Annotated in this window: 13 protein-coding genes; 11 read left to right on the forward strand and 2 right to left on the reverse strand. The window is 70.8% G+C overall.

Going from position 1 to position 12,751, the window contains the following annotated elements; all coding sequences use genetic code 11:
* Positions 1-226: 226 nt before the first annotated feature.
* From HC028_RS11940 to HC028_RS11990, 11 genes are all read left to right on the forward strand, one after another.
* The gene (locus HC028_RS11940) at positions 227-865 is read left to right on the forward strand and encodes a pentapeptide repeat-containing protein (RefSeq protein ID WP_168076429.1); all 639 of its coding nucleotides are present in this window, start codon (positions 227-229) and stop codon (positions 863-865) included.
* Between the two features lie 86 nt (positions 866-951).
* The gene (gene yaaA / locus HC028_RS11945) at positions 952-1,773 is read left to right on the forward strand and encodes a peroxide stress protein YaaA (protein WP_168076587.1); all 822 of its coding nucleotides are present in this window, start codon (positions 952-954) and stop codon (positions 1,771-1,773) included.
* 161 nt (positions 1,774-1,934) lie between these two features.
* Positions 1,935-2,111 carry a Flp family type IVb pilin gene (locus HC028_RS11950; protein WP_168076431.1) on the forward strand — a complete coding sequence of 59 codons (177 nt, stop codon included), beginning with the start codon at positions 1,935-1,937 and terminating at the stop codon, positions 2,109-2,111.
* A gap of 32 nt (positions 2,112-2,143) precedes the next feature.
* Positions 2,144-2,320: a Flp family type IVb pilin gene (locus tag HC028_RS11955; protein WP_168076433.1), complete on the forward strand. Its 177-nt coding sequence runs from the start codon at positions 2,144-2,146 to the stop codon at positions 2,318-2,320.
* A 23-nt stretch (positions 2,321-2,343) separates the two neighbouring features.
* A complete protein-coding gene (locus HC028_RS11960; RefSeq protein ID WP_203981119.1) occupies positions 2,344-2,778 on the forward strand; it encodes a TadE/TadG family type IV pilus assembly protein in 435 nt (144 codons plus the stop codon).
* Positions 2,766-3,899, forward strand: coding sequence for a pilus assembly protein TadG-related protein (locus tag HC028_RS11965; protein WP_168076437.1), 1,134 nt, complete (start codon positions 2,766-2,768; stop codon positions 3,897-3,899). The genes HC028_RS11960 and HC028_RS11965 overlap by 13 nt, the downstream gene beginning before the upstream one ends.
* Before the next feature lie 135 nt (positions 3,900-4,034).
* The gene (gene cpaB, locus HC028_RS11970; RefSeq protein WP_168076438.1) at positions 4,035-4,850 is read left to right on the forward strand and encodes a Flp pilus assembly protein CpaB; all 816 of its coding nucleotides are present in this window, start codon (positions 4,035-4,037) and stop codon (positions 4,848-4,850) included.
* 16 nt (positions 4,851-4,866) lie between these two features.
* Positions 4,867-6,054: a CpaE/TadZ family protein gene (locus HC028_RS11975; RefSeq protein ID WP_168076439.1), complete on the forward strand. Its 1,188-nt coding sequence runs from the start codon at positions 4,867-4,869 to the stop codon at positions 6,052-6,054.
* 210 nt (positions 6,055-6,264) lie between these two features.
* Positions 6,265-7,548 carry a TadA family conjugal transfer-associated ATPase gene (locus HC028_RS11980; protein WP_239075235.1) on the forward strand — a complete coding sequence of 428 codons (1,284 nt, stop codon included), beginning with the start codon at positions 6,265-6,267 and terminating at the stop codon, positions 7,546-7,548.
* On the forward strand, positions 7,545-9,494 hold the full coding sequence (locus HC028_RS11985; RefSeq protein ID WP_168076440.1) for a VWA domain-containing protein: 1,950 nt from the start codon (positions 7,545-7,547) through the stop codon (positions 9,492-9,494). The genes HC028_RS11980 and HC028_RS11985 overlap by 4 nt, the downstream gene beginning before the upstream one ends.
* Before the next feature lie 4 nt (positions 9,495-9,498).
* A complete protein-coding gene (locus tag HC028_RS11990; protein WP_168076441.1) occupies positions 9,499-10,431 on the forward strand; it encodes a type II secretion system F family protein in 933 nt (310 codons plus the stop codon).
* Positions 10,432-10,496: 65 nt separating this feature from the next.
* Here HC028_RS11990 and HC028_RS11995 read toward each other — a convergent pair whose 3' ends face one another.
* Together HC028_RS11995 and HC028_RS12000 are read right to left on the reverse strand one after the other, a co-directional pair.
* On the reverse strand, positions 10,497-11,195 hold the full coding sequence (locus tag HC028_RS11995; RefSeq protein ID WP_239075236.1) for a pentapeptide repeat-containing protein: 699 nt from the start codon (positions 11,193-11,195) through the stop codon (positions 10,497-10,499).
* A 255-nt stretch (positions 11,196-11,450) separates the two neighbouring features.
* Entirely contained in the window at positions 11,451-12,704 is a 1,254-nt protein-coding gene (locus tag HC028_RS12000) for an HNH endonuclease signature motif containing protein (protein WP_168076443.1), read from the reverse strand.
* Positions 12,705-12,751: the final 47 nt, after the last annotated feature.

Genomic DNA, 12,751 nt, shown 5'->3' on the forward strand with positions numbered 1-12,751 from the left:
CGGTACCGCGGCGCGGCACAATCGTCTCGTGCCCTCGGTACGCGCGAGGAGGGTCCCCCGGCTGACGAGGCCGGGGGTTGCCGGGCCCAGGTTCGAGCGGCCCAGTTTCAGGCGGCCCGTGTTCAGGCGGCCCAGTTTCAGGCGGCCCAGCTTCAGGCGGCCGAGTTTCAGGCGGCCGAGTTTCAGGCGGCCAGGCTTTGTCGACCGCGTCCCGTTGCGGTGGCGGGTGGCGTACTTCGTCGCGTTGGCGGTCCTGGTGGCGGTCCTGGCTGGCCAGAGCCTCCCCGGTGGCATCGAAGACCATGGCCGGACCTGCCCGGGCGGGCCGGACCTGGCCGGCCGGGTGGTCGCCGGGGTCGACCTCAGCCAGCAGGAGATACCGTGCGTCAACCTCGAGCGCTCGACGCTGAGCGGCACGGTACAGGAGGCCGACCTGAGCCGGGCCAACCTGCACCGCGCCCGCCTGCCCGCGTTCTGGCTGAACAACGTCAACCTGTCGGGAGCCGATCTGACGGACGCGTACGCCGAGTCGGCCAACCTGACCGGCGTCAAGCTGGAGGGCGCCGACCTGCGCCGGGCGGTCCTGAAGAGCAGCCGGCTGGAACATGTCGGCCTGCAGCGGGCGCAGTTGGGGCAGGCGAACTTTCGCTCGGTCGCGTTCAGCCGATCTGACCTGGGCGGTGCGGATGCTCGGGGCGCCGACTTCACCGGGGCGTCGCTGTTCGATTCCAACCTGCGCGGCGCCCGCCTCGACGGGGCGAAGCTCGACCGGACCATCTGGTCGAACGTCATCTGTCCGGACGGCACCAAGTCGTCCGGCACCGAGCGGGAGTCGTGCGACCGGCACCTCACCCCGGCGCGGTGAGGATCGTTCTCCAGCTGTACGTCCGTACCCTTGGCGGATCGGCGAATGTTCTCGCCGGGCCGCGCGTCGACCGAGGAGTCTTTCCCGTGCTCATCCTGCTGCCGCCGTCGGAGGGCAAGGCCGCGCCCGGATCAGGCGATCCCCTGGACGTGGCGTCGCTGTCCCTGCCGGGCCTCACGCGAGCGCGCGAGCGGGTGCTGGAGTCGCTGGTGACGCTCTGTGCGCAGGCCGACCCGGACCAGGCCCGTACGGTCCTCGGACTGAGCCCCGGCCAGGCCGGCGAGGTGCTCCGCAACGCCCGGCTATGGGAAGCCCCGGCGGCGCCGGCCGGTGAGATCTACACCGGCGTGCTGTACGACGCGCTGGACCTGGCGTCGCTGAGCGCGCCCGCGTACGACCTCGTGGCGCGGTCCGCCCTGGTGTTCTCGGGGCTGTGGGGAGCGGTGCGCCTCGGTGACCGGATTCCGGCGTACCGGTGCTCCGTCGGGGTGAAGCTGCCGGAGGTGGGGGCGCTAGGAGCGTACTGGAAGCGGGCCATGGCGGAAGCGCTCCCGAAGGCGCTCCCGAAGGCGCTTCCGGCGGCCGCCTGCGACGGCCTTGTGCTCGACCTGCGCTCGTCCGCGTACGTCCCGATGTGGACGCCGCGCGGTGCGGCGGCCGGGCGCGCCGCCGTCGTACGGGTGATGCACGAGCGGGTAGTGAACGGCGTACCCAAGCGCTCGGTGGTGAGCCACTTCAACAAGGCCACCAAGGGGCGGCTGGTCCGGGACCTGGCGATGGCCGGCGCCGAGCCGGGCACGCCCGCCGAGCTTGTGGCGGCGCTGCGCGACCTGAAGTACACGGTGGAGGAGCGGACGGCGGCAGCGGGCGGGCCCAGGCAGCTCGACGTGGTCGTGACCGAGCTCTGAGCCACCGAACGTTGACGGACCGCTAACGCACCGTAGCCGCACTGTCCGCCGGACGGGGGATCAAAAATCGGCTCGCCAAACTACAAAGGTTGCCCACTTGCTGACCGAAAGTGTTTGCAGGGCCACCGAGTGTGGCGAACCGACGACCCTCGGAGGTCTGAATGAACAAGCTCGTGGCCAAGGCTCAGGCCGTGTGGGCGACCCGGGAGCGGGGCGCGACGGCGGTCGAGTACGGCCTGATGGTCGCTCTTATCGCGGTCGTCATCATCACCGCGGTCACCCTGCTCGGTACCAATGTGTCGGCGATGTTCAGCAAGATCGCGAACTCGATCAAGTAAGGCGTACCGGTAGTCCGGCTTAGGAGGTCTGAATGAACAAGCTCGTGGCTAAGGCTCAGGCCGTGCGGGCGACGCGCGAAGAAGGCGCGACGGCGGTCGAGTACGGCCTGATGGTCGCTCTTATCGCGGTCGTCATCATCACCGCGGTCACCCTGCTGGGTGGCAACGTGTCGGCGATGTTCGACAAGATCGCCAACTCGATCAAATGAGGCGTACGGGTAGGCCGGCCGTCGTGCGTACCACGGCGGCCGGCCTGACCCGTACCCGCAAGGCACGTCGTGACGACGGGGCGGCGGCCGTCGAGATGGCACTGATCCTGCCGCTGCTGCTGTTCGTCCTGTTCGGCATCGTCGACTTCGGCCGGTTGCTCAACGCGCAGATCACCCTCACCGAGGCGGCGCGGGAAGGTGCCCGCGCCGCTGCCCTGTACCAGAACGCGGATGCCCGGGTGCAGGCCGCGACGAAGGACAGCCTGGGCGGGGCCACGGTGACGACGACCGTCACGGCGTGCCCCGCGGGCGGGTCCACGTCAGCCAACGCGGTCGTCACAGCGAAGGTGACCTTCACCTTCATCACGCCGCTGGCCGCCCTGGCCCCGCTGTTCGGCGGCAGCCTGAACAGCAGCCAGACGGTGACCGGAAGGGGGATCATGCCGTGCGTCGGTTGAGATCCCTCGTGCGTCGGCGGTTGCGCGCCGCCCTGACCCGTTCCCGGTTGCGGGGCGAGCGGGGAAACGTCACCGTTCTCGTCGCCATTGTGCTGGGCGGCGGTGTGCTGATGGGCGCGAGCGCGATCGCGATCGACGTCGGTCAGCTCTACGCCGAGCGCGAGGAGTTGCAGAGCGGCGCGGACGCGGCGGCGATGGCCGTCGCGCAGAACTGCATCCGTACGCCTTCGTCCTGCGGCAACCAGACCGGTACGGCGCTCAGCTACGCGGGCGGCAACGCCAAGGACGGGGCGAGCGCGGTGACCGCGGTCTGCGGACGGGCCACCGGCCTCCCCGCCTGCCCGGCGCCGGCCGGCACCCGCGCGGACTGCCTGGGTGGCGCGCCCTCCGCCGGCAACTACGTCGAACTGCGAACCGCCACCCAACGGCCCGACGGCTCCACCCTGCTGCCGCCCACCTTCGCGCAGACCTTGCTGGGCAACGACGGGTACCAGGGGACCCGGATCGCCGCCTGCGCGCGCGTCGCCTGGGGACCGCCGCTCAACGGCACGGGACTCGCCGTCACTGCGTCTACCTGCGAATGGAACCAGATGACCGGCGGCGCCCCGGGCTACTGGCCGCCCGGGACCGTTCCGCCCACGAGCGCCGAGGGCATCATCTACCTGCACGGCGGAAAGGGAGCGACCACGTGCCCGGCCGGACCGTCCGGCTGGGACGCTCCCGGCGGCTTCGGCTGGCTCGACGACCCGAACGGCAACTGCACCACCACGGTCTCGGCGTCGGGCAGCTACGGCGGCAACACCGGTGTCTCGGCCTCCAAGCCGTGCAAGACGGCGCTGGAGGACCTGTACGCCAGCCACAAGTCGGTGCTGATCCCGATCTACGACGGGGTCAAGGGCAACGGCGCGAACACCACGTACCACCTGTCGGGCTTCTCGTCGTTCGTGCTGACCGGGTACGCCCTGTCCGGCCTGTCTGAGCCGTCCTGGCTGAGCGGCCGCACCCTGTGCAGCGGTTCCGACAAGTGCCTGTACGGCTACTTCACGACCGCGATCCTGCCCAGCGGCGGCAGCTTCGGCACCGTTGACTACGGCACCACCATCCTGAAGATGGTCGGTTGAGTTCGGTCGGCATCGCCCTATTTCTCATAAATGTCACCACCCTGCCGATCGGGTGGGCGTGGGTACGCATGCAGAACGTGTGGTTGAGCCGTTCAATGTGAGGAGCGCCAGCCCGCGACGCGATCGGACGACACGATGAGGCGAAGCATTCTTGCGGCCCTCGTCGCGATCGGACTCGCGGCGGTCGGCTGCGTCAGCGTCCTGTTGTACGTGCGCGCCGCCGACAATCGGGTACTGGCCGGGCAGAAGGCGGTCCAGGTGCTGGTCACGACCAAGAAGATCCCGGCCGGCACCACCGCACAGGCGATCCGTGCGGGCGGCTACACCGAACTGGTCACCATGCCGGCGGCGACCATCCCGGCCGACGCCCTGACCAGCCTCGACGGGACGCTGCTGGCGCTGGCGGTCACCGCCGACCAGCAGCCGCGCCAGCTGCTGTTGCGCGGCGCGTTCGACGTGCCGTCCATCCATAGTGGCGGCCTGGGCATCCCGGACGGGATGTTCGCGGTGAGCGTGTCCATGCGGGTACCGGCGCAGGTCGCGGGTTATCTGCAGCCCGGTTCGTGGGTGGCGGTGTTCGACACGTTCAACGTCGCCACCGGCAAGGGCGGAAATGTGCCGGCAGGCGACGGGCTTTCCACCAACCATGACTACAACCAGGCGACCCGCCTGCTGCTGCCGAAGGTGCAGGTGCTCGCGATCGGTGGCCGCGGTACGCCCGGGGCGATGGCCGGTCCCCAGCCGTCGGCGAGTTCCGGCGCGAGCCAGACCAACGGCGGCGCCGGCCAGTCGGAGAGCGCAATGGCGCTCGTCACCGTCGCGGTCAACCAGGACCAGGCGCAGCGCCTCGTCCACGCGGCCCAGACCGGGAACCTGTACCTGGCTCTGATCGGCAACGGGTCCGAGGCGACGCCGGGGCCCGGTATGGACAACTACTCGCTCTTCCAGTGACTGTCGAGGATGTGCCATGACGCTGTACTACGAGCCGGTACCGGACCGTGCCCGTGCGCTGGCCGACGCGCTCGAGGGAGAGCCGCACGGCGCCGGGGATCTCGCGGAGTTGGCTTCGCTGGTACGTGCCGACCCAGGCGCGCAGCTCGTCATTCTCGGTCCCACCGTCGAGCTCACCGACGCGGTGGCGTTCGCCACGCAGCACCGGTTGACCCGGCCGTCGCTGGGCGTGGTGCTGCTGCGCGACCAGGTCGACGTCGCCGTTCTCGCCGAGGCGCTGCGCTCCGGCATCCGGGAGGTCATCACCGCTACGGATGTCAACGGCATCCGCGCCGCCTGCGCCCGCTCGCTGGAGGTCTCCCAGCAGCTGGCTCAGGGGCGTATGGCGCCGGCCGACACTCCGGTCAAGGAGGGGCACCTCATCACGGTGTTCGCGGGCAAGGGCGGCTGCGGTAAGAGCACGATCGCCACGAACCTCGCCGTCGCGCTCGCCGACGGCGGGAAGTCCCGGGTCTGCCTCGTCGACCTCGACCTGACCTTCGGCGACGTCGCAATCATGCTGCAGCTCGTTCCGAAGCGGAGCCTCGCCGACGCCGTGCCGATGGCCGGGCGTCTGGACGAGACCGGCGTCCGCTCGCTGGTCACCCCGTACGCACCGGGGCTGGACACCTTGCTCGCGCCGCCCTCGCCGGCGGAGGGCGAGCGGGTGGGCCGGGAACTCGTCAGTGAGATCGTGAAGATCGCCAAGCGGATGTACGACTACGTCGTCGTGGACACGCCGCCGTTCTTCTCCGATCAGGTACTGGCCGCGCTCGACCTGTCGCAGTGGTACATCCTGCTCGCCACCCCGGACATCCCGGCGCTGAAGAACCTGCGGCTCACCCTGGACATGTTCGACATGCTGGAGTACCCGACCAGCCAGCGCATCATCGTGCTCAACCGTTCGGACGCCCAGGTCGGGCTGACCCACGCCGACATCGAGCGGGTGGTGCGGGCGCCGATCGCCGGGCGGGTGCCCTCGACCCGCGACGTTCCGGTCTCCATCAACCGCGGCGTACCGCTCATGGTGGACAGCCCGAACAACCCGGTCAGCCGGTACATCCGGGAGGTGCGCGGCTGGATCGTGAGCGCGCAGGCGCAGAACGGCGAAGCGCCCGCGCCCGCTCCCCGCCGTGGAGTCTTCGGACTGCGTAGGGGGCGATGACCGGTGGGCCTGTACGACCGCCTCGAACAGCGCCGGACCGCCGCGGCCGAGTCCGACCCGGGGACGCCCCCGCCGTCCGGGCGTGCACCCCATTCACCGGTGCCGCAGGTAAACGCTCCGCAGGCTTACCTGCCGCCCGTCCCGGTGGAACCGGCCGCGCCCGCTACCCAGGATGTCGTTGGGTCTGAACGACACCGTCCCGCCTCGGCGGTGGTGGACCCCGTCACCGCCGTGCGTCGTCGCATCCAGCAGGGCCTCGTCGAGACGCTCGGCCCACAGTTGTACGAGGACATCGGCGACGAGGAGGACCTGGCCGCGCGGGTACGCGAGACGATCCTGTCGCTGCTGGCCCGCGAGGAGACGCCGCTCGCCGGCGCCGACCGGATGCGCATCACGCAGGAGGTCACCGACGAGATCCTCGGCCACGGCCCGATCGAGCCACTGCTGCGTGACGACACCGTCAGCGAGATCATGGTCAACGGCCCGCACCGGATCTTCGTCGAGCGCTCCGGCCGGCTCACCCAGGTCCAGGCGGAGTTCGCCGACGAGGCACACCTACGCCGGGTGATCGACCGGATCGTCTCGCGGGTCGGTCGCCGCGTCGACGAATCCAGCCCGATGGTGGACGCCCGCCTGCCCGACGGTAGCCGGGTCAACGCGGTGGTGCCCCCCATCGCGCTGGACGGCTCCACGCTGACCATCCGTAAGTTCTCCACCGACCCGCTCACCGTGGCCGACCTGATCCGCTTCGGCACGCTCACCCCGCCGGTGGCTCAGCTGCTGTCCGCGTGCGTGCGCGGCCGGCTGGACATTGTCGTCAGCGGCGGTACGGGCTCGGGCAAGACCACGACGCTCAACGTGCTGTCGGGTTTCATCCCGCCCGACGAGCGCGTCGTCACCGTCGAGGACGCGGCCGAGCTGCAACTGCACCAGGAGCACGTGGTGCGCCTCGAATCCCGACCGGCCAACGTGGAGGGCCGGGGCGAGGTGAGCATCCGGGACCTGGTCCGCAACGCACTGCGAATGCGCCCCGACCGCATCGTCGTCGGTGAGGTCCGGGACGGCGGCGCGCTTGACATGCTGCAGGCGATGAACACCGGTCACGACGGCTCGCTGACCACCGTCCACGCCAACACTCCCCGCGACAGCGTGGCCCGGCTCGAGACCATGGTCATGATGGCCGGGATGGACCTGCCGATCCGCGCCATCCGCGAGCAGATCGCCTCCGCCGTCGACCTCATCGTGCAGGTCGCACGGCTCAAGGACGGCACCCGGCGGATCACCCACGTCACCGAGGTGGTCGGCATGGAAGGCGACGTGGTCACGCTGCAGGATCTCTTCGTGTACGACCACCGCGCCGGCCGCGACGAGCAGGGCCGGCCGCGGGGCGCGCTGGTCTCCACCGGCCTGCGCCCGCGGTTCCTGGAAGAGTTGGCCGCGCACGACGTCACGCTGCCGATGGAGTTCTTCGCCCAGGCAGGTGGTGGCCGGTGAAGCGGTGCTCCTTCGCCAGGGCCCTGTTCGCCAGGGTCCTGTTCGCCAGGGTCCTGTTCGCCGCGGTGCTAGCCGCTGTCTTCATTGGCGCACCGACCGCACCGACCGCACCCGCCGCGGCGGACCCGGCGTCGCAGGTGTCCATTTCGGACGTACAGGCCGGTGACGGCGAGTTGCGGTTCACGGTCGCCGCACAGGGCCTGCCGCCCGGTACCGTCCTGGACGGCAACCGGCTCGTGGTCGACCTGGACGGCACACCGGTGCGTGCGACGGTGGTTCCGGCGCCGGAGCCGAGCCCGACGGCGGCACCGGAGCGCAGTGTCGTCCTCGTCCTCGATACCAGCGGATCGATGGAGGGCACCCGGCTCGTATCAGCGAAGGAAGCCGCCGTCGGGTACGCGGAGGCGCTGCCGGCCGACGTCCGCCTCGGGCTCGTGTCGGTCTCGGAGAAGCCGGTCAGCGTACTGGCGCCCACGACTGACCGGGCCGCCTTCCGGGCTGCGGTGGACGGGCTGCGCGCCGCCGGCGGCACCGCGCTCTACGACGGCGTACAGCAGGCTCTGGGCTTGTTGACAGGCCCGGGGGAGCGGCGCATCGTGGTGCTCTCCGACGGCGCGGACACCAACTCGGTCGCCACGCCGGCCGCCGTCGGCGGGCAGCTTGCCGCGGCCAACGTGACGCTCGACGGCATCGCGTACGGGCCGGACGCCCACAGCCCGGCGATGAACAACCTCGCCGCCGGTACGGGTGGGCGTATGGTCGCGGCGGGAGACGCCGCGGCGCTTCGCGCCGCCTTCGCCGGGATCGCCGCTGCCACCCGTCCGGCTGTCGCGGCCGTCACCGTCACCGTCCCGGGCAGGCTGGCCGGTGCCGCCGCCACCCTGCGCGTCGGGGTGAAAACCGGTGGGGCCACGCTGACGGCCGATACCCCGGTCCGGTTGGCGGCCGGCCCCGCGCTGGCGGCCGTGCCCGTACCGGCGACACCCCGCTGGCCGCTGTACGTCGCTGTCGGCGGCGTCGGCGCCGGCACGCTGCTGGCCGCCTCCATCGCGATGTACCTGCTCGTCGGCCGGTCCGCGGTACGCAGCCGGCTGCGCCAACTGGAGAGGTTCGGCGCCGCCCCCGCGCAGTCCGCGCGGGAGGAGAGCTCGGTGCTTCGCGCGGCGGTGTCGGCGTCGGAACAGGTCATCGCCAGGCGCGGCAACGCGGCCCGGATCGAATTCGACCTGGACCGCGCCGGCATCGACCTTCGGCCGGCCGAGTGGATCCTGGTGCGTCTCGGCGTCGCGCTGCTGGCCGGGCTGTTCTTCGCGCTCCTCCTGCCATGGCTGGTCGGCCTGCTACTGGGCGGCCTGGTCGGCTGGCTCGCCACCGGCGTGTACCGGCGGCTGCGCGCCAGCCGGCGGGCCCGCCGCTTCAACGACGAGCTTCCCGAGGCACTGCAGCTGGTGGTGAGCGCGCTGCGGTCGGGCTTCTCGTTCCCGCAGGCGATCGGCGCCCTGGTGTCGGAGGGGGACGAGGCCGTGGCCGGCGAGTTCGGCCGCGCCCTCGCCGAAACCAGACTCGGCGGCGACCTGGAGGACGCGCTGCTGCGTACCGCCGAACGCAACGCAAGCAATGACCTCGCCTGGCTGGTCATGGCGATCCGGGTGCAGCGGGAGGTCGGTGGCACGCTGTCGGAGGTACTGGAGACCGCGGTCGAGACGATGCGCGAGCGTGCCCGCCTGCGCCGGCACGTCCGCGCGCTGTCTGCCGAGGGCCGGCTGTCGGCCTGGGTACTGGGCGCCATGCCGGTGGCCCTGGCGGCGTTCATGTTCGCCACCCGCGGCGAATACTTGCGGCCGCTGTACACCACCCCGCTGGGCGTGATGATGCTCGTGGTCGCCGTCGTGATGATGGGCGTCGGCGTGTTCTGGATGACGCGCGTCATCAAGGTGGAGGTGTGAGGAGATGAGCTCTTCCAGCCTTGTGGCTTCCCCGCTGCTGACCGTCGCGGTGAGCGCGGTCGCGCTAGTCCCGGTCTTCGGCGTGCTCGCGCTGCTGCTGCGGGACCCGGACCGGGCCAACGTCAACCGTACGCTGGCGACGATTGGGCGGGGCTACGTCGACCCGAACCGGCGGCCCTCGTTCAGGGTGCGGGTGGGCCAGCCGTTGGCTCGCCGGCTGGGGAAGCTGGGGACCGCCCTGACCGTGGGCGGCGCGGTGGCGCGGCTGCAGCGGCTGCTCGACCGCGCTGGCAATCCGCCGGCGTGGCCGGTCGAGCGGGTCATCGCGGCAAAGGGCATCGGCCTGGTCGTGGGCGGGGCGGGCGGGGTGCTGTTCGGCCTCGTGCTGGGCGGCTTCAGTACCGTGCTGCTCGTGGCGGTAGCCGGCGCAGCGCTCGGTTTCCTCGGCCCTGACCTCGCCATCTACAACACCGGCGTCAAGCGGCAGGACGAGATCCGCAAGTCCCTGCCGGACGTGCTGGACACGCTCACCATCTGTGTGGAGGCCGGACAGGGCTTCGACGCGGCGCTCGCCCAGGTGGCGCGCAACGGCAAGGGGCCGATGGCCGGCGAGGCGGCGCGGGTGCTGCAGGAGATGCGCATCGGCAAGTCGCGCAGCGAGGCGCTGCGGTCGATGTCCGCCCGTACGACCATAGGCGAGCTGCGCGGCTTTGCCTCGTCCGTGATTCACGCCAGCGACCTGGGCGTACCGGTCGCCCAGGTGCTCCGCGAGCAGTCCCGGGAGATGCGGCTACGCCGTCGGCAGCGCGCCGAGGAGCTGGCTCAGAAGGTACCCATCAAGATCTTGTTCCCGACGTTGTTCTGCCTGTTCCCGGCGCTGTTCGTGGTGATCCTCGGCCCGGGCGTCATCAACATCATCAAGGCGTTCGCGCACTGAGCCGGGCCGTGTGTTGAGCCGGTTCGCGCGCTGAGCCGGTTCGCGCGCTGAGTCGGGCCGTGGGGTCAGGCGTCGTCCTCGTTGTCGATGCGGATGCCCAGCGCGGCGGCCAACTCGTACGCCAGGGCGATCAGGTCCTGACCCCGCACGATCGCACCTTCCCAACTGGTCAGTCCACCGATGCCGGCCAGCGTGCAGTTGACGAACCGGGCGCCGTCCATCTTCGCCTGGGAGAACTGCGCCCCGGTGAGGTCGCAGCCGACGAACTGCGCACCGGTCAGGTCGGCGTTGGTGAAGTCGGCGCGGGTGAGGTTGCAGTCGTCGAAGCGAACCGCGTTGAAGGCGGCGAAACGCCAGCCGGAGAGGTCCAGCCGACACCCGGTGAAGGTCACGTCCTTGAGGCGGCTGCCGGCCCAGGTGAACCCGGTCATCCGGGACGTCGACAGCCGTACCCGGTGCAGGGACGACCCGTCGGCGCGCAGGTTGGCCAGGTTGCAGTTCTCGAACAGGCAGTCCGTGAACCTGGTGCGGTCGAGGTTGGCGCCGGCCAGGTCCGCGTTGCGGAATCGGCACTGCTCCACCTCGACCGACTCGGCGGCAGAGGCCGACAGGTCGACGTCGAAGTAGCCGAGCCGGCGGTAGGTGCCTTCGCTTTCCAACGAATGGTCCGGCAGCACCGCCATGTCCAGCGATGACGGCGGCTTGGGCTTCGCCGGTGTGCGGAAGGTGCCGGTGCCGGCGCGTCCCCGTGCGCGATCAACCACCGGCCCACTCTAGGCCTACCCCGGAGGCACAGCGTGGGGATCCGATCGGGGTGTGTCTCATCGGGGTGTGTCTGGTCGGGGTGTGTCTAATCGGGGTGTGGATGGTCGGGGTGTGGATGGTCGGGGTGTGTCTGGTCGGGGAGTGAGCCCAACGGGACTTCCGTGCAGGCGGGCGGCCGGTTGCGGGTCGCCCGCACCCGGTTCTCCTTCGGCAGACAGGAATCCGGCGCCGATGGTCAGCACGTGCCGGCGCCCTCACTCCCGTCGGTGGTAGCGGTTGCGCTGCGGCTTCTGCGCCGGGTCGATGTATGTCGGCGGGGTGAATTCGGGTAGCCCGTCGGCGGGGTTGATGCGGACCTGCCACGGGCTGTGGTGGATCAGCCGGTGGTGGCGGCCGCACAGTAGGACGGCGTTGTCGAGGCTCGTTGTCCCGCCGTCCGCCCAGTGCACGATGTGGTGGCCGTCGGCCCAGCGGGGCGGCCGATCGCAGCCGGGGAACGCGCAGCCGCGGTCGCGTACGACGAGTGCCCGGCGCAGCGGTCCCTTGATCAGCCGATTTTCCCGGCCGACGTCGAGGACCTGGCCGGCGGTGCCGAGCACGGCGGGCAGCAGGGCGGCGTCGCAGGCGAGCCGGCGCGCTGCGGTGGCAGAGAGCGGCGACCCGTCGTCCAACGTCGCCATGCCGAGCTGGTCGCGAAGGACGTCGTAGTCAACGGTCACCACGATCTGCGGACGGTCGCCGCCGTTGTCGGGCAGCTCCCGGCAGGCCATCGCGATCCGGCACACCTCAACGAGGGCGTCGACGCGCCGTTGCCCCGGGGTGCGCACGTCGGGTTCTCCCGCGCTCGAGCGGGGCGCGGACAGCGGGTCGGTCGCCGCCCGCAGATGCGCGGCGGACTCGCGGTCCAGCCAACCGGTCAGCCGCACCCGGTTCTCGCCGGGCACCTCCGACAGCCGCAGATCCCGGCCGAGGATGGCACGTTCCTCGGCCCGTTCGAACTCCGCGCGGATTCTTGCCGCGGCCTCCTCGGGCGCCACGTTCTCGAAGATCCGCTTGCCCAGCACCCGTAACTGGATCGGCCCGAACGTGTCCGCATCGTCGACCAGGCGCTTTTCGGCGACTACCCGATGCTCGGCCGGCAACGTGGCCACCGCCTTGGCGATCTCGTCTGCCTGCTCCACGTTGATGTCGCCGTTGGCGAGCGCGTGGCCGGTGGCGGGCAGGTCACGGTCGAGCGCGGCGGCCAGCCGTACCAACTGGCTGGCCGTCTCCTTCTTGATGCGGTACCGGTCCCGCAGCCAATCCGCGGTGCTCTTCGCGCCCTGCCCGGCCGCGACCGCGCGCCCGTCGACCTCCCGGATCAGCCGCAGCTGAAACTCGATCGCACCCTGGATGTGGGCCTGCAAGCAATCCAGCGCATCCACCAACGTGGTATCCGGCCACGCCCACACTGACGATGCCCGGCACTCGTCGAGCGCCTCCTCCAGCACCGTTAGCGACTCATCCACGAACGCCACGCTACGGACCACGTACGACGGTTCTGTTCGTACATATG

Source organism: Planosporangium flavigriseum, from assembly GCF_011947225.1.
Lineage (GTDB): Bacteria > Actinomycetota > Actinomycetes > Mycobacteriales > Micromonosporaceae > Planosporangium > Planosporangium flavigriseum.

What these genes read in the sequence shown, in the direction of transcription:
- HC028_RS11950 (WP_168076431.1), top strand. Translation starts at nt 1,935, where the DNA reads ATGAACAAGCTCGTGGCCAAGGCTCAGGCCGTGTGGGCGACCCGGGAG.
- HC028_RS11955 (WP_168076433.1), top strand. Translation starts at nt 2,144, where the DNA reads ATGAACAAGCTCGTGGCTAAGGCTCAGGCCGTGCGGGCGACGCGCGAA.
- cpaB (WP_168076438.1), top strand. Translation starts at nt 4,035, where the DNA reads ATGAGGCGAAGCATTCTTGCGGCCCTCGTCGCGATCGGACTCGCGGCG.
- HC028_RS11975 (WP_168076439.1), top strand. Translation starts at nt 4,867, where the DNA reads ATGACGCTGTACTACGAGCCGGTACCGGACCGTGCCCGTGCGCTGGCC.
- HC028_RS11990 (WP_168076441.1), top strand. Translation starts at nt 9,499, where the DNA reads ATGAGCTCTTCCAGCCTTGTGGCTTCCCCGCTGCTGACCGTCGCGGTG.